Source organism: Acinetobacter sp. BMW17, from assembly GCF_001592855.1.
GTDB lineage: Bacteria > Pseudomonadota > Gammaproteobacteria > Pseudomonadales > Moraxellaceae > Acinetobacter > Acinetobacter johnsonii.
Genome location: NZ_LSOD01000008.1, coordinates 146,693 through 170,627 on the forward strand (window position 1 = coordinate 146,693; position 23,935 = coordinate 170,627).

Annotated in this window: 21 protein-coding genes, 2 tRNA genes and 1 pseudogene; 14 read left to right on the forward strand and 10 right to left on the reverse strand. The window is 41.1% G+C overall.

Annotated elements, in window-relative coordinates; translation table 11 throughout:
- Positions 1 to 62 precede the first annotated feature (62 nt).
- On the reverse strand, positions 63 to 737 hold the full coding sequence (gene tenA / locus AXW61_RS02415) for a thiaminase II (RefSeq protein ID WP_004691671.1): 675 nt from the start codon (positions 735 to 737) through the stop codon (positions 63 to 65).
- Positions 738 to 949: 212 nt separating this feature from the next.
- Between tenA and AXW61_RS02425 the strand changes: the two genes are divergently transcribed.
- The 3 genes from AXW61_RS02425 (at position 950) to ssb (ending at position 4,189) form a co-directional block, all read left to right on the forward strand.
- Positions 950 to 2,029: a DUF475 domain-containing protein gene (locus tag AXW61_RS02425; RefSeq protein ID WP_058870674.1), complete on the forward strand. Its 1,080-nt coding sequence runs from the start codon at positions 950 to 952 to the stop codon at positions 2,027 to 2,029.
- Between the two features lie 159 nt (positions 2,030 to 2,188).
- Positions 2,189 to 3,553, forward strand: coding sequence for an MFS transporter (locus AXW61_RS02430; protein WP_004978200.1), 1,365 nt, complete (start codon positions 2,189 to 2,191; stop codon positions 3,551 to 3,553).
- A gap of 51 nt (positions 3,554 to 3,604) precedes the next feature.
- On the forward strand, positions 3,605 to 4,189 hold the full coding sequence (ssb, locus tag AXW61_RS02435) for a single-stranded DNA-binding protein (RefSeq protein ID WP_058951561.1): 585 nt from the start codon (positions 3,605 to 3,607) through the stop codon (positions 4,187 to 4,189).
- A gap of 207 nt (positions 4,190 to 4,396) precedes the next feature.
- Here the strand turns inward: ssb and AXW61_RS02440 are convergent, their stop codons facing one another.
- Positions 4,397 to 5,815 carry an aspartate ammonia-lyase gene (locus tag AXW61_RS02440; RefSeq protein WP_062032039.1) on the reverse strand — a complete coding sequence of 473 codons (1,419 nt, stop codon included), beginning with the start codon at positions 5,813 to 5,815 and terminating at the stop codon, positions 4,397 to 4,399.
- A gap of 134 nt (positions 5,816 to 5,949) precedes the next feature.
- On the opposite strand from AXW61_RS02440, the gene AXW61_RS02445 reads away from it, so the two are divergent.
- Positions 5,950 to 6,840 carry a LysR substrate-binding domain-containing protein gene (locus AXW61_RS02445; RefSeq protein ID WP_062032041.1) on the forward strand — a complete coding sequence of 297 codons (891 nt, stop codon included), beginning with the start codon at positions 5,950 to 5,952 and terminating at the stop codon, positions 6,838 to 6,840.
- A gap of 135 nt (positions 6,841 to 6,975) precedes the next feature.
- On the opposite strand, the gene AXW61_RS02450 is transcribed toward AXW61_RS02445, so the two are convergent.
- On the reverse strand, positions 6,976 to 8,274 hold the full coding sequence (locus tag AXW61_RS02450; RefSeq protein ID WP_062032044.1) for a dicarboxylate/amino acid:cation symporter: 1,299 nt from the start codon (positions 8,272 to 8,274) through the stop codon (positions 6,976 to 6,978).
- 896 nt (positions 8,275 to 9,170) lie between these two features.
- On the opposite strand from AXW61_RS02450, the gene AXW61_RS02455 reads away from it, so the two are divergent.
- The 4 genes from AXW61_RS02455 to ahpC all read left to right on the forward strand — a co-directional run bounded on the left by AXW61_RS02455 (position 9,171) and on the right by ahpC (position 12,647).
- Positions 9,171 to 10,163: a DUF1852 domain-containing protein gene (locus AXW61_RS02455; protein ID WP_062032047.1), complete on the forward strand. Its 993-nt coding sequence runs from the start codon at positions 9,171 to 9,173 to the stop codon at positions 10,161 to 10,163.
- 23 nt (positions 10,164 to 10,186) lie between these two features.
- A complete protein-coding gene (locus tag AXW61_RS02460; protein WP_062032050.1) occupies positions 10,187 to 11,233 on the forward strand; it encodes a methionine synthase in 1,047 nt (348 codons plus the stop codon).
- A gap of 80 nt (positions 11,234 to 11,313) precedes the next feature.
- Positions 11,314 to 11,805, forward strand: a complete 492-nt coding sequence (locus AXW61_RS02465; protein WP_017396908.1) for a flavin reductase — start codon at positions 11,314 to 11,316, stop codon at positions 11,803 to 11,805.
- Between the two features lie 278 nt (positions 11,806 to 12,083).
- Entirely contained in the window at positions 12,084 to 12,647 is a 564-nt protein-coding gene (gene ahpC / locus AXW61_RS02470) for an alkyl hydroperoxide reductase subunit C (RefSeq protein ID WP_062032053.1), read from the forward strand.
- Between the two features lie 97 nt (positions 12,648 to 12,744).
- Here the strand turns inward: ahpC and AXW61_RS02475 are convergent, their stop codons facing one another.
- Both AXW61_RS02475 and ycaC read right to left on the reverse strand, forming a co-directional pair.
- Positions 12,745 to 13,668, reverse strand: a complete 924-nt coding sequence (locus tag AXW61_RS02475) for a LysR substrate-binding domain-containing protein (protein ID WP_062032055.1) — start codon at positions 13,666 to 13,668, stop codon at positions 12,745 to 12,747.
- 127 nt (positions 13,669 to 13,795) lie between these two features.
- Positions 13,796 to 14,422 carry an isochorismate family cysteine hydrolase YcaC gene (ycaC, locus tag AXW61_RS02480; RefSeq protein ID WP_062032058.1) on the reverse strand — a complete coding sequence of 209 codons (627 nt, stop codon included), beginning with the start codon at positions 14,420 to 14,422 and terminating at the stop codon, positions 13,796 to 13,798.
- A gap of 332 nt (positions 14,423 to 14,754) precedes the next feature.
- Here ycaC and AXW61_RS02485 point away from each other — a divergent pair, with 332 nt between their 5' ends.
- The 3 genes from AXW61_RS02485 (at position 14,755) to AXW61_RS02495 (ending at position 18,183) form a co-directional block, all read left to right on the forward strand.
- On the forward strand, positions 14,755 to 15,636 hold the full coding sequence (locus tag AXW61_RS02485; protein WP_062032061.1) for a pirin family protein: 882 nt from the start codon (positions 14,755 to 14,757) through the stop codon (positions 15,634 to 15,636).
- Between the two features lie 414 nt (positions 15,637 to 16,050).
- Positions 16,051 to 17,349: an FAD-dependent oxidoreductase gene (locus AXW61_RS02490; protein WP_004978178.1), complete on the forward strand. Its 1,299-nt coding sequence runs from the start codon at positions 16,051 to 16,053 to the stop codon at positions 17,347 to 17,349.
- A gap of 3 nt (positions 17,350 to 17,352) precedes the next feature.
- A complete protein-coding gene (locus AXW61_RS02495) occupies positions 17,353 to 18,183 on the forward strand; it encodes a class I SAM-dependent methyltransferase (protein WP_062032064.1) in 831 nt (276 codons plus the stop codon).
- A 67-nt stretch (positions 18,184 to 18,250) separates the two neighbouring features.
- Here the strand turns inward: AXW61_RS02495 and AXW61_RS02500 are convergent.
- The 3 genes from AXW61_RS02500 to AXW61_RS02510 all read right to left on the reverse strand — a co-directional run bounded on the left by AXW61_RS02500 (position 18,251) and on the right by AXW61_RS02510 (position 19,140).
- Positions 18,251 to 18,326: transfer RNA gene (locus tag AXW61_RS02500), tRNA-Thr, on the reverse strand.
- A 183-nt stretch (positions 18,327 to 18,509) separates the two neighbouring features.
- Positions 18,510 to 18,737: a hypothetical protein gene (locus AXW61_RS02505; RefSeq protein ID WP_004691623.1), complete on the reverse strand. Its 228-nt coding sequence runs from the start codon at positions 18,735 to 18,737 to the stop codon at positions 18,510 to 18,512.
- Positions 18,738 to 19,050: 313 nt separating this feature from the next.
- Positions 19,051 to 19,140, reverse strand: a tRNA-Ser gene (locus AXW61_RS02510).
- A gap of 119 nt (positions 19,141 to 19,259) precedes the next feature.
- On the opposite strand from AXW61_RS02510, the gene AXW61_RS02515 reads away from it, so the two are divergent.
- Positions 19,260 to 21,140: a potassium transporter Kup gene (locus AXW61_RS02515; RefSeq protein ID WP_062032068.1), complete on the forward strand. Its 1,881-nt coding sequence runs from the start codon at positions 19,260 to 19,262 to the stop codon at positions 21,138 to 21,140.
- A gap of 58 nt (positions 21,141 to 21,198) precedes the next feature.
- On the opposite strand, the gene AXW61_RS02520 is transcribed toward AXW61_RS02515, so the two are convergent.
- Positions 21,199 to 21,807 (reverse strand): hypothetical protein, encoded by a 609-nt coding sequence (locus AXW61_RS02520; protein WP_062032071.1) that lies wholly within the window; start codon positions 21,805 to 21,807, stop codon positions 21,199 to 21,201.
- 257 nt (positions 21,808 to 22,064) lie between these two features.
- Between AXW61_RS02520 and AXW61_RS02525 the strand changes: the two genes are divergently transcribed.
- A complete protein-coding gene (locus tag AXW61_RS02525; protein WP_062032092.1) occupies positions 22,065 to 23,153 on the forward strand; it encodes a DNA/RNA non-specific endonuclease in 1,089 nt (362 codons plus the stop codon).
- Between the two features lie 76 nt (positions 23,154 to 23,229).
- Positions 23,230 to 23,475 (forward strand): hypothetical protein, encoded by a 246-nt coding sequence (locus tag AXW61_RS02530; RefSeq protein ID WP_062032074.1) that lies wholly within the window; start codon positions 23,230 to 23,232, stop codon positions 23,473 to 23,475.
- An 83-nt stretch (positions 23,476 to 23,558) separates the two neighbouring features.
- Here AXW61_RS02530 and AXW61_RS02535 read toward each other — a convergent pair.
- Positions 23,559 to 23,840: pseudogene (locus AXW61_RS02535) on the reverse strand (aquaporin); the annotation flags it as partial.
- Positions 23,841 to 23,935: the final 95 nt, after the last annotated feature.

Below are 23,935 nucleotides of genomic sequence, written 5' to 3' on the forward strand. Positions count from 1 at the left end.
AATACGATATCGGTCAATAAAAAGCCCTGAAGGGTTCAGGGCTTTTTGGATCATTTTCGCTTTTAAGCGTGGTCTAAACCGAGCCACTGTTGCTGTTTATAAGCGCTGTCCCAGAACAACCATTCCAGTTCAGCCCCTTTACGGTAGGCTTTATGCATTTTCTCAATAGTGTCTGCATCGCAGCGTGCAGCCACTTTATCGATGGTTGCAATTACATTACGTACTGCTTGGTTGAATTCTTCACCTGCGTAAGTATCAATCCACGCTTGGTATGGGTTGTTGGCGATAGAGTTACCCACAATGTCTTTACCGACTTCAGCATAAATCCAAAAACAAGGTAAGAGTGCAGCTAACACCACAGGGTAGCTTTCAGACCATGCTGTTGCCGTTAGAAATGAAGTGTAATGGTGACATGCTAAAGTCAGCGGGGTTTCTTCAAACTGTTGTTTTGAAATATCAAAATTTTTCATAAAGCCATCATGTAAACTGCGTTCCACCACAATCGCTTCTTTAGCCCCTTGGCTAAACTGAATAATGTCGTCAGCCTCATACGCTTTGGCACCACACACCGCTAAAGCACGACCATAAGCCACCAAGTAGTGCGCATCTTGAATCACATAATGACAAAATGCTTCTTTATTAAGTGTGCCTGAAGCCAATTCTTGGTTAAAAGGTAAGGCCAGTGTTTTTTGATATAAGTCGACATTACGTTGCCAAACGTCTTGAGAAAAAGCCATGATTAGATCCTGAGGGAAGCCAAAATATGGGCAAGACTATAACAACAGTTTACGCGGAACAACAATCCATCTCCGTACATCGGTGAGATAAGTAAAAATTAACGAAGATGTTTTGGTTTCAGGCGCAAAAAGCGTCATAATTGCGGCCATAAAACTCAACCTGTTTTTTAAGTTTTCGTTCATCTCCAAATTTTTTTATAGGTCGATCTGTCATGATGAAACATTTTGGTTTCTCTATCATTTTTACGATCGTGTGTCTTGCGTTGTCTGCGTACTGGGGTTTTACCCATGGACCAGAAGCGGGCTTAAAGACCATGTTTACTGCTTTGACCATTACTGCAATTTTAGCGGTGATGGAGGTCTCGTTATCTTTTGATAATGCCGTGGTCAATGCATCTGTGTTACGTGGTTGGGATCATTTCTGGAAAACCTTGTTCCTGACTGTGGGTATTTTAGTCGCTGTATTTGGTATGCGTTTAATCTTCCCTGTCGCAATTGTAGCGGTAACTGCAGATATGGGCTTTGTTGAAGTCGTACAACTGGCTTTGAATGATCCAAAAACCTACTCACAACGTCTGATGGATCACCACCCTGAAATTGCTGCATTTGGTGGAGCATTCTTGTTACTTGTGTTCTTAAACTTCTTCTTAGATGAAGAGAAAGACACGCACTGGTTCCGCTGGTTAGAACGCCGTTTGACCAACTTAGCCAATGTTCCTGCAATGTCAGTCTTCCTTGCACTGATTGCACTTTTGGTGATGGCGGCCAATGTCGACGAAGCTAAACGTCTGGTGGTGACCATGGCGGGAATCTGGGGCATCGTGGTTTATATTGGCGTACAAGTCTTGAGTCATTTGTTGGGTGGTGAACCTGAAGTTGATGAAGACGGCAATGCAGTTACGCATGATGCCAATGGTGCAACTACAGGTGTGGTCAAAGCAGGTATTGGTGGTTTCTTATACCTAGAAGTACTTGATGCATCGTTCAGTTTTGATGGCGTAATTGGTGCATTTGCGATTACTTCCGATGTTGTGATTATTATGCTGGGTCTCGCGATTGGTGCGATTTTCGTGCGTTCGATGACGATTTACTTGGTAGAAAAAGGGACTTTGGATGCCTATGTCTTCCTTGAGCATGGTGCACACTACGCAATTGGTGCTTTAGCATTCATTATGCTGGCAAGTGGCACAGGTCTACATGTACCAGAAGTTGTCACGGGTTTAATTGGTGTGGCCTTTATTGTTTGGGCTGTTATTGCTTCTATTCAATACAAAAAACATCAAGCCGCTTAAAGCAGATTGCTTTAAACCGTGGAAAAGCGCAGCTCAGGCTGCGCTTTTTGTTTTTCAGATCAGGAAGGCTTTTATTAAACATAAAATTCATGCCGCTAGTCAGATTGAATAGCCTATAATCTTGATCCAAGATTAATTCAATACAGTCTGTCCTTGTTTATGATGAATGCTTTAGAACGTCGTTCAACTTTTGCCTTAAGCAGTATTTTTGCCTTACGCATGTTGGGTTTGTTCATGATCATCCCTGTATTTTCTGTGGCAGGGCAGACCTATGAATATGCAACGCCTGCGTTGCTCGGTTTGGCTGTGGGGATTTATGGCTTAACACAGGCCATTTTACAGATTCCTTTCAGCTTAATTGCCGACCGTTATAGCCGTAAGCCTTTGGTGGTTTTTGGGCTGCTTCTGTTTGCTTTGGGTGGTGCAATTGCAGCGATGTCAGACACCATTTATGGGGTGATTATTGGTCGTGCCATTGCGGGTGGTGGAGCAGTGTCTGCCGTGGTGATGGCACTACTGGCGGATGTGACCCGTGAAGAAAACCGTATGAAAGCCATGGCAACCATGGGCATGAGTATCGGGGTTTCTTTTGCTGTGGCTTTTAGTTTGGGGCCGTGGCTTACCGGTTTAGTAGGAATTTCAGGATTATTTTGGGTGACCACCATCATGGGTTTGGCGGCCATTTCGATGTTATTTTTGGTGCCCAAAGTCACCCGCCATCATCGTAATTATCAGCAAGGTTATTTGGCTCAGCTCAAACAAGTCTTAAAAATGGGGGATCTGAACCGTCTGCATGTGTCAGTGTTTAGCTTACATTTATTGCTGACGGCAATGTTTATTTATGTTCCCTCACAGCTCATCGATTTTGCAAAAATTCCACTAAATTCGCATGGCTGGGTGTATTTGCCACTGTTGGTGATTAGCCTATTTTTTGCCTTTCCAAGTATTGTGTTGGCTGAAAAATATCGCAAAATGCGAGGCATCTTTTTAACGGCCATTGGCGGCATTATTTTAGGCTTAGGCATCCTAATTTTTGGCTTTGAGTCGAAGTATATCTTGCTGACAGGTTTGGGCTTATTCTTTATTGCTTTTAACGTTATGGAAGCGTTGCTGCCGTCATGGTTATCGAAAGCTGCACCGATTCAGTCCAAAGCGACTGCGATGGGCGTAAATGCCAGCAGCCAGTTTTTAGGCGCATTCTTTGGTGGTGTCACAGGTGGTCAGTTGTTGCTGTTAAACAATACTGCTTTGGGTTGGAGCATCCTGACTGGACTGGCGATTGTTTGGTTATTGATTAGTTTTGGCTTGGCACAACCGCGTTATTTGTCTTCGATGGTATTGCGTTTACCTGAACATAAACAAACGGACGAATGGACTTCACAGCTTTTAGCGATTCGTGGTATTGAAGAGGTCGTGGTGATGTCTGATCAGCAAGTAGCGTATGTAAAAGTCGATAAGCAGCAAATAGATGATGCTACGCGACAAGATTTAACGCAGTTGTTGGGGAAAGAGGTAGCCATTTAAGCATAACTCTTATAAAGTAAATAATAGAAATAGATAGGAAGTAAACATCAGATGCGCGGTGTAAATAAAGTTATTTTAGTGGGCACATTAGGCCGAGATCCAGAGACGAAAACTTTTCCAAACGGTGGTTCGTTGACCCAGTTTTCAATTGCCACGAGCGACTCTTGGACAGACAAAAGCACAGGTGAGCGTAAAGAGCAAACCGAATGGCACCGTATTGTGTTACACAACCGTCTAGGTGAAATTGCGCAACAATACCTACGTAAAGGTTCGAAAGTTTATATTGAAGGTTCACTGCGTACTCGTCAGTGGACAGATCAAAATGGTCAAGAACGCTACACTACAGAAATTCGTGGTGAGCAAATGCAGATGCTCGACAACAACCGTCAGCAAGGTGAGCAAATGCAAGGCGGAAATGATGGTTATGCACAACCACGTTTCAACAATAACCAAGGTGGTGGTTATAACAATAACAACAACCAAGGCGGTTATGGCGCCAATCCTGCAGCAGGTAATAGCAACAATCAACAAAGTGGTTATGCGAACAATAACCCAAGCGGTTTTGCACCCAAGGCGGCTCCTCAGTCAGCGCCTGCGGCAGCACCAGCAGATATGGATGATGATCTTCCGTTTTAGACTATACAATAACTAAATATTGTATGAAGTGAAAAAGAACTTGATTTATATCAAGTTCTTTTTTTATGACTCGGAAAACTTTGTATTAAAAAAGAACTTTATGGCATCAAAATGTTCAGCTAGTACGAGTCACATAGCATACTTTTCTTTTCTATAAAAAAGGACCTCTGATGAGATCCCTTTTTAAAAAGACGAAATGCTAATAAATTATGATAAAGATTGCTGAGGATGAACCATATTTTTGATCGATAGCACATCAGCCAAAATTTGATCAGACAATAGGTTTTCAGCTTTAATTAAAGCCAATACACTTTGACCAGTTTCATTCGCTTGTTTTGCAATACGAGTCGTTGTTTCATAACCCAAATATGGGTTGAGTGCAGTAATAATGCCGATTGAATTATCTACATTTGCCTGACAGTGTTCAGCATTGGCACGGATGTTTTCAATACATTTATGTTGGAACATTTGCATAGCTTTACTTAACAAATCGATCGATTCGAACAGTTTAAAAGCAATTAACGGCTCCATCGCATTGAGCTGTAACTGACCTGCTTCGGCCGCCAAAGTAATGGCCAAATCATTTGCAATCACTTGAAAACACACTAAATTCATTGCTTCTGGAATAACAGGGTTCACTTTGCCAGGCATAATTGAGCTGCCTGGTTGACGCGGTTCCAAATGGATTTCATTCAGACCAGTACGAGGGCCACTAGACAGCAAGCGCAGGTCATTGGCAATTTTTGAGAGTTTAGTCGCGGTACGTTTTAAGAAGCTCGATAATAAAACGAAATCCCCCATATCTGAGGTTGCTTCGATTAAATCAGGTGAACTGCTGATCTGCTTTTGGGTAATTTCAGACAACGCTGCAATGGCATATTCACGATACTTAACTTCGGTATTGATGCCTGTTCCAATTGCTGTTCCGCCCAAATTTACAACACTTAGAGCAGACGGCATGATGTCATTGAGCTTGTTTAAATCATTTTGTAAGGTATTTGCAAATGCGCCAAATTCTTGACCTAAGGTCATTGGAACGGCATCTTGCAATTGGGTACGACCCATTTTTAAGATATGCGAAAACTCATCGGACTTGTTCTTAAAACTTTGAATTAAATTTTGAAACGGACTGTTCAATTGCTCAATTGCAAAAATTAAACCCACTTTAATGGCTGTTGGATAGACATCATTGGTTGACTGAGACATATTAATATCATTATTTGGATGTAAATATTGATATTCGCCTTTTAAATGCTCTAAATGTTCTAAGCCAATATTAGCCAGTACTTCATTGATATTCATATTGGTGGATGTTCCCGCACCACCTTGAATCATATCAATTGGAAATTGGTCATGATATTTATAATTAATAACTTGTTCACATGCATACTGAATAGCATTGTATTTATTTTCTTCAAGTTTATTGAGTTTAAAATTGGCTTCTGCGCATGCAGCTTTAACCATTGCAAGGGCATTAATAAAAACAGGGAATTGATTGAGTTTATTTGGACTTAAATTAAAGTTCTCTAAAGCTCTTAAAGTTTGTACACCATAATAGCAATGAGCAGGAATTTCTTTATGTCCTAATAAATCCTTTTCAACGCGTGTGTTAATCTTAATGTTCATTTAAATAGACTCTAATCTCGAATAAATCGATATTAAAGTGCACACGGTTTTTTTTCTAATGTAAAAATATATTACTACATGCATTTTTTGCATAATAGATTATAATTGATCAAAGGATGAGTGAAGAATGAGTTATGACTTTAGAAATTCGATGGATTGAAGATTTACTTGCATTAGAGCAAGAAAAATCGATATCTCAAGCAGCAGCTCTACGACATGTCACGCAGTCTGCCTTTACGCGCAGAATTCAGAATATTGAAAACTCATTGGGTTTCCAAATTTTGAAAAGATACAGTAAAAATATTGATTTCACAGAAGCAGGACAAGTTTTACTGGCTTCGGCAAAAAACATACAAAATCAACTCACTACAACAATAAAATATTTAGAAAAGAATGTGAAACATGATGAGTTAACCGTCAAGTTTGCAGTGTCACACTCGCTCATTACACAGTTTTTCCCCCGCTTTATTCATGAGTTATCGATGGATATGACGGACTTAAAATTGGAAATTATTGCCTCAAATTTCAAACAGGGGATGCGCTTATTAAAAGATGGCTCGTGTGATTTTTTAATCAGTTATTGCGATCAAAAAACATTAGAACAATTCGATCGTTCTTTGTTCGAATTTCATAAAATTGTTGAAATGGAAATACTCCCTGTGACGGCCTTAGATCATGACGGGACTGCCAAATATTCACTCAATCAGTCTTTCCCTTTGTTGTCTTATAGTAAACAAGCATATTTAAGAAACTGTGTGGATGAAGCAATTGAAAATAAGTTGGATTATAGAACTTTATATGAGACGGATAATGCAGGCGATTTAAAAGAGTTGGTGTTGCAAGGTTTGGGTGTGGCATGGTTGCCTAAATTATTGGTTGAAAGAGAAATCCAAGAAAATAAATTAAAAGTACTGGACGGTAAGCAGTACTATTTATTTCAAGATGTCTATCTGGTTAAACGAGAAATGTCATTTTCAAATCGAATTAATTATATTTGGAATATTTTAATTCAGAAAAATAAATAATTGGATTTTATGAATTATTTTGGTTAATCGTTGTCAGACATATTTTAATCATAAATAGGGTGATTTTATGAATAGTAAATAAAGGGCTTTACTTACTATTTAAAAATCACCATTTTATTTTCTCTATAAATAATTCTAACTGTTATCGGCCAATTGGTTTACGGGAGGAAGGTTGTCCACCATAATACCTTCTTGCTCCGTAAGTTCATCTTTATTGCCTTCAGTACGTGCAATTACGGCAGTTGCAATACTATTTCCAATCACATTGGTTGCCGTACGGCCCATATCTAAAAACTGATCAATCGCTAAAATTAATAGAATACCGGCTTCAGGAAGCTTGAACATAGCCAGTGTTGAGGCAATCACCACAATGGATGCCCGTGAAACACCTGCAATTCCTTTACTCGTAATCATGAGGGTAAAGAGTATGAGCGCTTGCTGAGAAAAACTTAAATCAATGTTGTAGGCTTGTGCAATAAACAACACGGCAAATGCCATATACATCATCGATCCGTCGAGGTTGAAAGAATAACCTAAAGGGAGAACGAAACTGGTAATACGTTTAGGCACACCGAATTTATCCAAAGCTTCCATGGTTTTTGGATAAGCCGATTCACTACTTGCGGTGGCAAATGCCAACATGGTGGGTTCACGCACAATTCGCATCAATCTAAAAATGTCTTTTTTCAAGAAGATATAGCCGAATGCAATCAGGAGAGTCCAAAGCACCAGTAATCCCACATAGAACTGTCCAATAAAAATACTATAATCGATAATCAGTTTAGGGCCTTGGATAGTAATCGCGGAAGCAATGGCAGCAAAAACGGCAATAGGGGCAAATGCCATGACATAATCTGTAATTCGGAACATGACCTTGCAGAGTTCATCAATTATTTTGCCAATGACGGTCACTTCACTTTGATGTTGAACATAGGCCAGTGCGGAGCCAAAGAAAATTGAGAAAACCAAAATTTGTAATATCTCATTATTGGCCATGGCTTCAGCAAAACTACGCGGGAAAATATGCGTAATGAAGCTTTCTAAGCTCAGACTTGTCGCACTGACACCGATATCAACCGCTGTTTGAGGAACGGTGAGATTCATTCCAGCGCCGGGCTGGAATAAATTGGCTAAGCCCATGCCCAGTAAAAGTGAAATAAATGATGCACCAATGAACCAACTCATGGCTTTTAAGGTAATTGATCCCAAAGAAGAAGATTTTCCCATCGAGAGCAGACCAGAAACGATTGTTGCAAACACTAAGGGTGCAATAATCATTTTAATTAATCTTAAGAATACATCGGTCACAATTTTAAAATAGGCGGCAAGTTCTGTGGTTTGTGCAGTTGTTAAAGTGCTATGAAAAGCCCAACCAATCAGTATTCCGGAGATCATGGCAATCAGAATATATTTCAGTAATTTCTTCTGCTTCATACTTATCGTTCCTTCTTTAATCTTCTTTTCATCAACTTTTGGCCTGATGTAGCAAGGCATTGATGACATTCCATGTTGATCAATTTATAGAGGCATTGCTTTAGATATTGAGTGCTAAATCGTCGATTGGGGGATTTAGCTGTGGCAAGTGTTACTTTTTTTAAAAAAAAACGACAATGCAATTTTTAATTCAGTTATGCAAAAAATGCATGAGATGATTCTTTAGTTTTACTTGATATAGGTGAGCTGTTCTTGAGATTAAGACCGAATGTTTGTTTTTTAATTCTGATTGATGAGAGGACAGAGACTAAATTTTCTGATTCTGTGAGGAAGAGTGAAGGTCAGAAAGCGAAGCCAAAGTTAATCAATACAAGAACTCAAAACCAAGCTTTCGCTTATCATTTTCCCACGGACAAAACCATTGAATTGCCCGTTTTATCCAATCTTTTAATAATCAACTCATGAATTTAAGTTGCTGATGTAAATAGATAATTAAAAAAGAGAGGTAGCGTGTTGATGACGTCGATTTAGCAATATCATGACTTTTCACAGCTCACGTACGAGGGCTTGATGTTTTCATTCTTTCCTTTCGTACATCCACAAAAAATTATCCACGCACAATTCATTGTTAAAGCGACAGAATTTCTAAACATGAATTTAGTTCACTTTTGTGTGAGATTAAATCATTTTTATTCATGTGGTCATTCAGGTATAAATTAAACCACGCTCTTAACGATAGATCATATTCATCGTTGCTTCTTAGCCTGATGTTCAGAAAAAACTGAAAAGGCTGGAAAGACGATTTGCTAGAAAGATCCAAGAAGAAAATTGGACCCTCTAGAAAGAGCATGAAAGAAATTCAGTTTTATCGCAGAAATATAGGGTAACAGATCGCCATGAGTACAGAGTTTGCATGTTCAATTAAACGCATTCGTTTTGATGAAAACTATCAACCAGCAGATAACACACGTCTAACGACGAACTTTGCTAACTTGGCGCGTGGTGAAAACCGTGAGCAGAATCTACGTAATACACTTCGTATGATTAATAATCGTTTCAATGCCTTAGCACAAACAGATAACCCGAATGGTGATCGTTATTCGCTTGAAATCGATATTATTTCTGCAAATTTAGACATTGAAGGGAATGGTCAAACTTTCCCAATTATTGAAATGCTGAAAAGCACAATTATAGATCATCACACCCATCAACGTATTGAAGGCATGATTGGCAATAGCTTCTCATCTTATGTACGTGATTACGATTTTAGCGTGGTACTGAAAGAACATAATAAAGAGAACTCGACTTCGTACGCACCTGAAGGCTTTGGTGATTTACATGGCAAACTTTATCAATACCTTGTGAACTCAGAGACTTTTAAAGCAGAATTTAATCAACAACCTGTGATTTGCTTAAGTGTTTCAACAGCGAAGACCTATCACCGCACGACCAATGAGCATCCGATTTTAGGGGTTGAGTATAAGCAAGATGCATATTCACGTACCGATGAGTATTTCCATAAAATGGGCTTACAGGTTCGCTTCTTTATGCCGAAAGGGAGCGCTGCACCTTTAGCATTCTATTTTGCGGGTGATTTACTACGTGATTATACCGATTTTGAATTGATCAGTGCGATTAGCACCATGGAAACATTCCAAAAGATTTATCGCCCTGAAATTTACAATGCAAATTCATCAGCGGCGCAAGTCTATCAAGCGAGTCTAGAATACCCAGATTACTCATTAACGCGAATCGTCTATGACCGTGTTGAACGTGGTCAGCTCGCGGTCAAGCAAGGTAAATGGACGGAAGAGAACTTTATTAAGCCTTATCAAAACATCCTTGAGCAATGGGCTGCGAATTATACCGTAGACAGCAACGCTGCTTAATTTAACTGAAATAGAGATTTAAAATGGCCATTTTATTACCAACATCAACTGCGGGCAGCTTACCGAAACCTTCTTGGCTTGCTGAGCCTGAGAAACTTTGGTCACCTTGGAAACTAGAGGGTGAGGCATTACTCGAAGCGAAACAAGATGCCTTACGTTTGTCATTGCAAGAACAACTCCATGCAGGCATTGATATCGTTAGTGATGGCGAACAAACCCGCCAACATTTTGTGACGACGTTTATTGAACATCTGGATGGCGTTGATTTTGAGAAACGCGAAACGGTTCGTATCCGTAATCGTTATGATGCGAGTGTACCTTCAGTGGTAGGTGCAGTAAGCCGTCAAAAGCCGGTATTTGTTGAAGATGCTAAGTTTTTACGTAGTCAAACTACACAGCCGATCAAGTGGGCGTTACCAGGTCCGATGACCATGATTGATACGCTGTATGATGGTCACTATAAAAGCCGTGAAAAACTGGCTTGGGAATTTGCTAAGATCCTGAATCAAGAAGCACGTGAGTTAGAAGCTGCGGGTGTGGATATTATCCAGTTCGATGAACCTGCATTTAATGTGTTCTTTGATGAAGTGAATGACTGGGGTGTTGCAACGCTTGAACGAGCACTTGAAGGTCTGAAATGTGAAACTGCGGTTCATATTTGCTATGGCTACGGCATTAAAGCCAATACCGATTGGAAAAAGACCTTGGGTTCAGAGTGGCGTCAATACGAAGAAGCATTCCCTAAACTGCAACAATCTAAAGTTGATATCATCTCACTTGAATGTCAAAACTCGCGTGTACCAATGGATCTGATTGAACTGATTCGCGGTAAAAAAGTGATGGTCGGTGCGATTGATGTTGCAACCAACACCGTTGAAACACCAGAAGAAGTTGCGAATACACTACGTAAGGCGCTTCAGTTTGTCGATGCAGATAAGCTTTATCCATCGACCAACTGTGGTATGGCACCTTTAGCACGTGAAGTGGCACGTGGTAAGCTGAATGCGTTAAGCGCAGGTGCAGAAATTATTCGACAAGAACTTTCGGCTTCATACGCAGCAAGCGCGTGATGTGAAAGGGCTACCCGTTTGATAAAATGGGTAGCTTTTATCCGAGTACAAGCATGTATCCGTTACTGAGGAATAAAATGATGATTGAAGCAACAGACTTTAGAGATGCAATGTCTTTGTTAACCAGTGCAGTGAGTGTCGTAACTACGGCAGGCATGGCTGATCGTCATGGATTCACAGCATCTGCCGTATGCAGTGTGACGGATACACCACCGACATTATTGGTCTGCATGAATAAAGCATCGCGTTCACATGCACATTTTGTCGACAATAAAATTTTATCGGTGAATGTGTTAGGTGCACAACATCAGCATATTTCGAATGTCTTTGCATCTAAAATGACGTCTGAAGAGCGTTTTAAACATGGTGTTTGGACAGAGCTAGAAACGGGCGCGCCTGTTTTAAAGGATGCTTTAGTCAATTTTGACTGTGAAATTGATGACATTCAAGAAGTGGGAACACATACGGTTTTTATGTGCCGTATTGTCGCGATTCAACAAAGCCAGCATGAGCAAAGTTTGGTTTATTTTAATCGTGCTTATCATCAGGTGGGGCAGACCGAAACGGCTTAAATTCACTTTTTTATTGAACATCAAAGCTCTGAAATGGCTTCCCAAATCATAGATTTTCCACTGCTTGACTCTAGATTTGACTGTATTGCACTCATTTGAAAAATCGAAAGGTTTTCATTTAGACCAAAAATGGTGAAAATCGGGCAACAGTATCGGGAAATAATAAATCTAAAAATCCGATAAAAATAATAAAAACATACTGTTTTACCAATTTTTGGTTTGTGCGTATTCTTGCTTCATCACTTAAGCACTCTCACAAATCTTTTGAGGACAAATACATGAGTTTAATCAATACTGAAGTTAAGGCATTTAATGCAACAGCTTACCAAAATGGCGAATTCATTGAGTTATCTGAGCAAAACTTGAAAGGCACATGGTCGGTCGTATTTTTCTATCCTGCTGATTTCACCTTTGTGTGTCCAACAGAATTGGGCGACTTAGCCGATCACTATGCTGAATTTCAAAAACTCGGTGTAGAAATTTACGGCGTATCGACCGATACCCACTTTACCCATAAAGCATGGCACGACACGTCAGATGTGATTGGTAAAATTCAGTATCCATTGATTGGTGATCCAACCAGGACTTTGTCTAAAAACTTTGACGTGCTGATTGAAACAGAAGGTCTAGCAGACCGTGGTACTTTTGTGATTGATCCTGAAGGTAAAATCCAAATTATTGAAATTAATGCTGGCGGTATTGGTCGTGATGCATCTGAACTATTACGCAAAGTGAAAGCAGCACAATATGTGCATGCACACCCAGGCGAAGTATGTCCTGCAAAATGGAAAGAAGGCGAAGCAACCCTTGCGCCATCAATCGACTTGGTTGGTAAAATCTAAGCTGACCTCGATGGTTGCATTGTGCTGAGTGATGAGCATGATGCCTGTACAAAATCAGCCCAAGTGGCTGATTTTTTTATGCGGGTTCTTTTCGGTTCTAGAGATGGTAACCTTTGCTGGTGCTGGCAAAGTCTCTTAAACCCTGAATCAAATGCTCAATCAGTTTTTCCATGACCAAACGTTGTCCTTTACGTGAAGCATAGACCAACTGTACGGTTCCAATATTGGAACACCAGTCGGGCAAAATGTGAACGAGGCGACCTGAAGCAATATCTGCCTCTACCGTTAAGTAAGGCAGGTTGGCAATGCCGAGTCCATCTAGAGCCGAGTAATACACGCCTGCGACATCATTACTTTTGACCCGTGGTTCTAAAGGAATCACGATCTGTTCATCACTCTGGGTATGATGCAATAACCATTGATAATCAGACTTTTGTACTCCCAGTGCGAGTGTTGGAAAATCATTCAGCTCGGTGGCAAATTGAATTTCACGGCCCTGTAGCAGATCAGGACTGGCCACCAAACAATGCGTGGTTTTGACCACATCACGGACCACAATGCTCGAGTCTTCATTGGCACTAAAACTGGTCCGAATGGCAAGATCAATGTCATCATGCAAGACATCGACACGACGGCTGGTCAGCTCCATTTCCACTTGGACTTTGGGATATTGTTTTAAAAAATGATTGAGTAAGTCTCGCACTTGATAGCGCATCATCACAGAAGGGCAGCTGATCTTGATTAAACCTTGCGGTTCGCTTTTCTGTTTCAGTAAAACATTGTGTGCACTTTCGACTTGCTGAATGATTTGACGACATTCTTCAAACAGCTCTTGTCCCAAGGGGGTGACTTTAAAATGTCGTGTTGAACGCTGAATTAGGGTCACGTTGTATTTGGCTTCAAGGTCTAAAATGCGGCGACTAAGCTTAGACTTGGTGATATTTGAGGCATCGCTTGCAGCACTGAAACCGCCGTGCTTGACCACAAGATAAAAATAATAATAGTCGTCAAATGAATGCATGATGGGTTCAAGCCTGTATTGATTTGTGACCGAAGGCAGTCTGTGATGGATGATCTGATACTGTATCATCGCTGATGATTGCACAAGACAAAAAAGCGATCCGAAGATCGCTTTTACTGAGGTCTGATTATTTCTGCGCTGTATTTTTGCTATAGCTTTGAATCAGGTTTTTATAGTCTGGAATATGCGCTGCAAAGAGTGAACCGAGGCCTTCAATATCATTACGCCAGTCGCGGTGTAATTCGCAAGCTGCACCAAACCATGACATCAGCTGTGCGCCTGCCTGAGACATGCGATCCCATGCTGCATCACGGGTGATGGGGTTAAAGGTTCCCGATGCATCGGTAATCACAAAGACGTCAAACTCTTCTTCCAGTGCTGACAGTGCAGGGAAGGTCACGCAGACTTCAGTTACCACACCCGCAATAATCAATTGTTTTTTACCTGTGGCTTTCACGGCTTGAACAAAGTCTTCATTGTCCCATGCATTGATTTGCCCGGGGCGTGCAATATAAGGTGCATCGGGGAACATTTCGACCAATTCAGGGACCAAAGGACCGTTTGGACCCTCTTCAAAACTGGTGGTCAGAATGGTTGGAAGATTAAAATATTTCGCGGCAGCAGCCAGTGCCAGCACATTGTTTTTAAATTTGTCTGGGTCAATGTCACGGACCAATGAAAGGAGACCCGCTTGGTGGTCAACCAAAAGAACCGCTGCATTATCTTTGTCTAAGCGAATATAAGGTTTCGCCATTTTTCTGTCCTCGTTGTGATTATCAGTCGAGTCTCAAGGCAATCAGTAAGAAGGTTGCTGCCTTGAGCCTGAACATCATCATAGGTAGGAAAATGAGACAATAAAATAAGCCAAATGAGATGCTTAATCTTGAAAATAGGAAAATTTGAGCAAAAATATGCCATAAAAATAAAGAATGGCTTTGTTTTTAAATTGGTTTTTATGCAGGTGAGATGATTTTAACGAGATTGTCCTATTCGTGTGATTGTGTGTGCTAGCGCAGTGCTATAAGACGGATGAGGAAACGGGTAGTATAGATTACATATTCATCCTATCGATATAGGAGTTCCAAGATGAAAAAAGTAATTGGTGTTTATCGTAATCAAGACATGCATTGGGTTGGTGATGGTTTTCCTGTCAAAAACCTCTTTTCATATGACCGCTTAGGGCAAGCGATTAGTCCGTTTCTACTTTTGGACTATGCAGCACCTTACAAATTTGATCCAACCACATCGCAACGTGGTGTGGGTTCACACCCGCATCGTGGTTTTGAAACAGTCACCATCGCCTATAGTGGTGAAGTGACGCACAAAGACTCTAGCGGCGGCGGTGGGAACATCAATACTGGCGATGTACAGTGGATGACTGCAGGTTCAGGTGTGGTACATGAAGAGTTTCATTCTCCAGCCTTTGCTGAGCATGGTGGTCTGTTTGAAATGGTGCAACTTTGGGTGAATTTGCCAGCCAAAGATAAAATGACCACACCACGTTATCAAGCCTTGACCGTGGCGGATATCCCGCGCATCGAAATGGATGATAATTCTGGACATCTACGTGTGATTGCGGGTGAGTTTGGTGGTCATCATGGCCCTGCTCAAACGTATAGCCCCGTCAATGTTTGGGATGGTGAATTAAAAGCAGAGTATGAAACTTTTATACATGTGCCTGTCACGCATAACGCGATTGTGGTGGTGCTCAGTGGTGAAGTGTTGATTAATGGCACGCAAAAAGTGGTGGATAGTTCGATTGTGATGTTTGCTCAAGATGGCGAAGCCGCAATTCAACTACAAGCGCTGCAAGACACTAAGTTCTTGGTGTTGACCGGTGAACCACTGAATGAGCCGATTCAAGGTTATGGTCCGTTTGTAATGAACAGCAAGGAAGAAATTGTGCAAGCCTTTGACGATTTTAATCGTGGCAAGTTTGGTGAAATCCCTGTTGCTGTGGTGGACTAAAATCTTGTCGCTAAAAAGAAGAAATCCCTACTCGGTCAAGGGTAGGGATTTTTTAGGCGCTGTAGTCTTCTTGTTTTGCATAGTTAGTCATGAATTATTATGTGATGTAATTATCGTTTTTATGCGGGGCGCATCTTAGCGCCTTTTCGCTGGTTTGTGAAACAGAAGTTATAAAAATAGTTAATTTATATACTTTGTTTTTAAAGGGTTTATATTTTTATTTAAAATAAAATGTATAAAAAACCTGTGTTTATTTAAGTGACTTTTTAGTGTAATGAAATGTAATTTAAGCAAATATCGTCCTACCAGTGCGGCACATGAAAAAATGTGATTCTGGTATTTTTTAATAGCCCTATTTTTTCGACATTGGGTCATAATTTCAGTCAATATAAGTCAGACTGACGGATCATAATTTTGGATATTGCAGTTATTGGTAGCGGCATGGCCGGTCTTGCTACCGCAAGAATTCTAAAGGATGCTGGGCATAATATTACTATTTTCGAAGCACTGACTGGGCGAGGGATGGACAGCCACAGTACAGAGTTTGAAGGTGGTCTGATTGATGCTCCGTTACGTGTCATGAACCCACACTTATGGAAAAACACCTTAAGTCTTGCGACTTATTTAGGCATCAAAACGTATCCAGTACGCACCTACATGGCGTGTAGTTGGTTGTTTGAAGACCGTACAGAAACATGGTTAACCACTACCCGTAGCCGCATTGGCAATTTCCCGATTATCAATAACCGTAAAGGCCTACAGCAGTATGGATGGCGCTTGGTTAAAGGTATGTTGCAGCTTAAAACCGCGATTGCTAAATTCTTCAAATCTAAAGATCAAGACATTACCTTGGCTGAATTTATCAACCAGCATGACATTGAAGAAGTATTTTGGCATGGCGCAGTAATGCCTGTGCTCTACACCATCTGTACCTGTAATCCAAAAACCATCGGCGAATGGCCAGCGAAACCGCTGTTGATCTTTTTACGCCAGTTGACGGATGGTGATGCTTTATTGCGTATACAAGGTGGAACACCTGCCTTGGTCGATAAATTGATTGAAAACATCAATATCCAAAGCGGATCTGCTATTAGCAAAGTCACTGAACAAGGTGACAAAGTTTTGGTTGAAAATAATAAGGGCGAACAGCAATTGTTTGACCGTGTGGTGGTGGCAACGCCAACCACAAAAATTGAAGAGTTTTTAGATCCTGTTCAGTTTGCAGATGATATTGCGCTGTTAAAACAGTTCCGTTTTGAGCAAGGTCAACTGGTGATCCATACTGATCCTTCCGTGATGCCACCTAAGCGTAAAGACTGGTCGGTGCTGAGCTATATGATGGACCGTAAGTTTACCCGTCAACAGTTCACGGTTTGGCTCAATTCAGTCGAACCAAGTCTGGTCGGTAAAAACGCCGTGTTCCAAACGTGGCAGCCAGTGACTGAGATTGACCCGAAAAAAGTGATTTCAACAGTAACTTTGACCCGTGCGGTGGTGGACTCGCAAACTGTGGCTTTGAATAAAGAGTTACAACAACGCCATAAGAGTGCTAACCGAAAAGTCTTCTTCTGTGGTTCATGGTCGTGCGATGGTCTGCCTATTTTAGAGTCTGCCGTAACTTCAGCAATGCATATTGCAGAAATTTTCGGTGCGCCATTGCCGTTTGTTGGATTAAAACCTAAAGTTGAGGTTGCCCCACAACTCGGCTACTAAAGCATGAAATGGCTCCAAACCTTACAGCGACATCTGCCCAAACATAAATATGCAATTGATGCAAAACAATTGGGAGATCAGGCGGTATTGGCTTGGAGCAATCTTGGCTATTGGGATGATGCAAGGTCATCCTATCCTGAGGCTTGCCAAACACTGGCAACGCATCTTGCTGATCGATTACAGCTAAAACCAAATGACTGCGTTTTAGACTTGGGCTGTGGACAAGGTGCGAGTCTATTGCTGTGGCAGCAGCATTACCATGTTCAGCAACTTTGTGCGGTTGAGTTACAAGCCGAATGTGTCCAGCGCATACAACATACTTTAAATTCAAAGATACACATCATTCAAACGTCATTTTTAAATTTAAATTCAAAGCTATTTTTAGCGCCTTTTGATGTGGTGTTTTGCCTCGATGCCGCTTATCACAGTGATTTAAATTCATTTCTGAGATCAACCCATTCTGTTTTAAATTCAAAAGGGCGCATCGGTTTTCACTATCTGATGTTGAGTGATGCATTTTTGAATTTAAATCGTTTTGAGAAGCTTCAACTGAAAATGCTGTTAAAAGCAGCCGATGTTCATTTGGAACATCTTCAGTTAGAAGAGAATTTGCAGCATTCGATAGAAGCGCAAGGCTATCAGCAGGTTGCTATTGAAGATTTATCAGATGCAGTTTTGGCGGGGTTTTCTCGTTATTATCATGTGCATTTAGTCCAACAGACCGTTCAAAATTTGGATCATTTCAAAATTAAAATGACCGCTAAGCTCTGCCAGAAATTATTTGAACAGGGCATCGTGCGCTATGTTCAAATTACAGCAGTTAAAGATATTTAAAATGAAATAAAAAACCAAAGGGCCAGAAACAACAAAGCCTCACTAAAAAGCGAGGCTAAGTATAAAATGGTGCCGGCACACGGATTCGAACTGTGGACCTACTGATTACAAGTCAGTTGCTCTACCAACTGAGCTATGCCGGCAACGTGGTGAGAATAATAGCGGATTTTCTTGAAAACGCAAGCCAAAAAGTGAGCGATTGAAATGCACATGATTTTTTGTGCAAACTTCACCCACCAAAGGGTGGGTGAAAGCTAAGAATAAAATTTGGGGGCTGTGATGAAACTGTTTTTAAATAGGGTTAGGGTTAAGCGAAAACATGGAACTTATTTGCTCCTTAAAATTTGGTCGAGGTCTTGGGCACATTCTTCCAACGTAAAAGCCATGTCGAGTTGCATTTGAGGTTTGAGTTCATTGGCCAGCGTTCTCCATTGTTCAATCAGACGAATTGCTTTTTGAATTTTATGTTTGTTGACATCCTTTGCAAGGGTTGGGGTATAACCGCCTCGTTTAGCGTTTTTAATTTGTTTGACATAATTGGTGCTGTTATTCATTCTGACTCCCGAATAGCAGTTTTATTGGTCAATTTAGTGTTTCGCTAGTTATATACCGCAAATGAATTGTGCTTCATAAACATTGCATCTAGATGATCATTGATGATTTATTTTAACCTCCCGTAGAAATTGTTTTAGCTCAAGTTTGAATCAGGTTCAAGCGCTTATTTTTGAATAAATATTTCACTTTGTGGTGCAAATTATCCTATTAGTTGAAGAGTCATTTTTATAAAGCAGACTTTGTGCCAAGTCTAAATAAGAATGTTCAGTATAAAAAAAGACCTTAATCTTTCGATTAAGGTCTTTAAAATTTTGGCGGTGAGAGAGGGATTCGAACCCTCGATACGCGCAAACGTATACACACTTTCCAGGCGTGCTCCTTCAGCCACTCGGACACCTCACCATGGCGGAGGATAATATCGAAAAACATAGCCATCGACAAGGTGAAACAATTGATTTAGAGAAAAACTTTTAGCGTGATGATATGATTCGCAAAAATACTGTCTAAATTGAAGACACACTATGCAAAGTACTGCAAAAAAAGCCGCATTGCCCGCAATCACTTTAGCCGCCCTTGGGGTCGTGTTTGGAGACATTGGAACCAGTCCACTTTATGCACTGCGTCAATGTTTTTTAACAGCCCATCTAGCGATATCAGAAGCGTCAGTTTTAGGCATTTTGTCCCTCATTTTTTGGTGCATGATGCTAACGGTGAGTTTTAAATACGTTACGATTATTATGCGAGCAGACAATAACGGTGAGGGCGGAATTATGTCCTTACTGGCACTAAATCTGCGAACCACCTTAATTAGTGATAACAAGAAAATTTATCTTATTGCTCTGGGGTTTATTGGTGCATCACTGTTTTTTGGTGATGGAATTATTACTCCTGCAATTTCGGTTCTTTCTGCAATAGAAGGTCTCAGTATTGCTACGCCTATTTTTAATCAGTGGTTAGAGCCCTTATCCATAGGAATTATCACTGGCTTATTTTTGGTACAGCGCCATGGGACAGGGACAATGGGGAAATTCTTTGGGCCATTAACCCTACTGTGGTTCTTAGCGATTGGTGCTTTAGGGCTGTGGAGTATTTTTCAGACCCCTCATGTATTATTGATGGTTAATCCGTACTGGGCATTGAGTTTTGTCTTTAATCAACCCTATGTGGCTTTTCTGACTATGGGTGCCGTGATTTTGACTATGACGGGCGGCGAAGCACTGTATGCAGATATGGGACATTTTGGTCGTCTTCCGATTCGTTTAGCTTGGTTTATTATTGTATTACCATGTTTGTTATTGAATTATGCAGGGCAAGGAGCATTGTTATTGCGTGACGCGGATGCACTCGCGAATCCTTTTTATATGCTTATTCCAGAATGGGCACTATTTCCAATGATTGGTTTGGCGACAGCAGCAGCAGTTATCGCATCTCAGGCGGTTATTACGGGCGTATTTTCTATGGTTAATCAAGCCATTCAATTACGTTATTTACCTCGTTTGGCAGTGCGACACACTTCAGAGGTAGAGCGCGGTCAAATTTATTTACCATTTATTAATTGGGCGCTGTATATCTCTGTACTGATCTTAATTTTATTGTTTGAGAATAGTGAGAATTTGGCTAGTGCTTATGGGGTTGCTGTCACCATGACTATGTTGTGTGGCACTATTTTAATCTCTATTTTGGCCTATGGGTTGTGGCGTTGGCCAATGTGGAAAGTTGCATTATTCGCCGTGCCATTTTTGTTACTTGATACAGTTTTTGTTGCCTCGACTTCGCTTAAAATTTTATCAGGTGGATGGGTTCCAATTTTAATTGGTGCAGTGCTGTATACTATTTTAATGACATGGAAAGATGGTCGTGCATTAGTGTTGAAGCGTCTTGAAAAGGATTCATTGCCAATAGACCTATTTATTAAAAGCATTAGTATGGGTAGTGAAACTAAGTTCGTTCCAGGTGATGCAGTCTTTTTGACTGGTACACCAAATATTGTGCCACACGCAATGCTTCACAATATTAAGCACAACAAAGTCCTGCATGAACGCAACATCATGGTAACGGTTATTACACGCGATATTCCTTTTGTTTCGTCACAAGAACGCAGTAGTGTTGAAAAACTGGATGTCCGTTTTTATCGTATTACTTTGTATTATGGTTTTAAAGATCAGCCAAATATTCCGCAAGCATTGGAAATGGCCTATGCTGAACTTGGTTTTGAATATGATCTAATGCAAATTAGTTTTTTCATCTCGCGTGAACGGATTATCAGTACTGTAGGGGATGGTATGGCGCCGTGGCGTGAAAAGCTCTTTATCTCAATGCAACGGAATACCAGTCCTGTGAGCGACTTCTATCAAATTCCAACCAATCGCGTGGTTGAGCTGGGTAGTCAGATCCAGATTTAAACTTCAATAAAAAACCAGCATATATGCTGGTTTTTTTGGAGGATAAATCAGTGGAGTCTTAGTTCATTGGGTCATTTATAGGTGCCTCAGGCATCGCTTGGACAGGCTGTTCTGCTGAAGCGTCAGGAAGTGCTTGAGCAGGAGCATCTGGTGATGGCAGTGAATCAGGCTCAACTGCATTAACGGGTGCCTCTGCTGATGAATTTAATTGAGGTGCAGCAGCTGGGGCTGCATTCATGTCTGTATTTGCCGTGGGTGCGACAGCATCATTTAACGCTGCCTCAGCCTGTTGTGCTGAGAGTTCTGCATTTGGGACCAGCGGATGTTGCTCTGTTGGAGTCGCAGCGACTTGTTGTTGCGCTGCGGTATCAGGTGCGGCCTGTTGAACAGGGGCTTCACTCTGTGGTGCGGTTGGCATCACTGCTTGGTCATTGGGTGCACCTTGGCCCGCTGGGCTGATAGGTGCTGCATTTGGATCAAGCAATTTAATTTGCCCTGAGCTTACGAGTTCTTGAATAGAACCAGGTTGACCATTAACAGTAGTCGTGACTTTGGCTTGAGAGAGACTTTCTAAGGTATCACCCGGTTGGATAGGGGGCTCGGCGAAGGCTGAAGCACTTATCACTGTGCCGATTAAACCAAGAGAAGCTAAAATCTTAGAATGCATAAGAACTCCGTAAATTGCATGTATTATTTCGTTCGATTCATTTTTACCTTGGCATATTTTTTGAAGCGACAGCAATCAAAGATACGCAATCGCATCACGTTGCCGTAGAAAAACTCTACAAAAAAGACATTTTGTTACATGCAAAATCATCTAAATATGGCGTTTTGTTTAATTGTTATGCGAATAGAACTCGGGCGATATACTTCGTATACGCTGATTGTTAAGCTCGTGAAAAACCGATGTTTATTGTAGTTGTGATGGCGAAGAAGAAAAGTAGTTCAGGTAAGTCAGTCTTTAACATGTTTAATCAAAATGGCCTGAAAGTGATTTTAGGATTGGTGGCAACGGGAAGTTTTGCGATTGCTTTTGGTCAAGAAAAAATTCAGCAATACGTGTCTTTAAGCCCAAGCTCAAATTCAGCCTGTTTAGAACAATTTTATCGGGAAATTCCGCCTTATTTACTCAAAGAAAGTTTAAGTAAACACAGCTATGCACTGTGCTTTAACGGTTTTAATGTGATGTATTCGGGCGTTTCGAAAACACCTCTCTGGGTTGCAGAGGCCCTGACGCCACAGCGCCTGAGCCAAAAAATTCCACGTGAAGATAGTTTTCACGAAGAAAATAATGTTGCAACCGAACATCGAGCGACATTGTCGGACTACCGTGGTTCAGGCTATGACCGTGGACATATGGCACCGAATGCTGATATGCCCAACAAAGCCTCACAATTCGACAGTTTTTCTTTGGCCAATATGGTGCCACAGGCCCCTAAAAATAATCAGCAAGTGTGGCGTGAATTGGAAGAAGCCACACGGGCGCTTGTGACCAAGCAAAAGCTGGATGTTTTTGTGGTAACTGGGCCTGTATTTCAGGGCAAAAAGCTCAAGACCATTGGTCAGGGAGTGATTGTTCCTAGTGCGGTGTACAAAGCGGTTTATATGCCAAAAACGGGTGCAATCGGCGCTTATTACGCACCGAATGATAATTCACAGCAGGTAAAAATTGTCAGTGTCTGCTATTTGGAAGAGCAGTTGGGTGTAAACTTATTTCCGCAACTGACAGAAGAGCAAAAACGTAATACTTATAAACTACCGTTGACAGCAACGGCGGTAAAAGCCAATAGTGCAATTCAATACTCACATTGGGATGCGGAAAGTCAGTGCGCAGAAGAGGTTTCATCCGAGCAGCTCAAAGCCTTACAAAAAAACTTTAAATCGGGCTCTACTCAGTCGAGTAGTGGTAGCACAGTCACAAAAGGCACGGGTATTGATGCGGCGGATCAAGATGCGATTGTGAAACAATTGGTCGACGTCTTATTGCAATATATTTTGCAGCTGTTACGTTAAAGTTCTACGCAGTTGGATGTGTAGGCATTCGACTGCAGTGCCCGATGCCTGAAGAATAAAGAAGAGTAAAAATAAAATGTTTAAACCTTTTGTACATGGCAATGAGTCCCATGCCATCCATGATTTGACCCTTGAAAATGACACGGACTGCGTCAGTATTTATGGCAATTTACAACTCACCAAAGACCAAGCCGGTTTAGCTGCGGCCAAAGCATTGCAGGCGTATCTGAATGCCATTGTGCAACAGCTTGAAAGTGAAGCCCAGCTTCCTGAGAAAATTGAACATCTGCAGTCGGGTGAAATTGACAATCCGTTTTTATAACATAAGCCTATCTATGTTCCATGTGGAACAATAAGAAAAGCCCACAGATTGTGGGCTTTTTCTTTTAAGGGATAGAGAAAAAATTAATCCTCTTTTTCTAAAATTTTATAAATAATAGCGCCGATAATGGCACCGACAATCGGAGCAACCCAGAACAACCAGAGTTGGCTTAAAGCGGCTGTTTCAGCAAATATGGCAACACCTGTACTTCGTGCAGGGTTAACCGAGGTGTTGGTCACAGGAATACTGATCAGGTGAATCAAGGTCAAAGCTAAACCAATCGCAATCGGCGCGAAACCAGCAGGCGCACGCTTATCTGTGGCGCCCATAATCACAATTAAGAACATTGCGGTCAGTAAAATTTCAGGTGGTGTTTCAAAAAGTATGCTGGCGTTAAACGAATCCGTTATTAAGGTAAAAGAAAGTCAAATCAAAGGCTTTAAAATGATTTTCGAGCTTT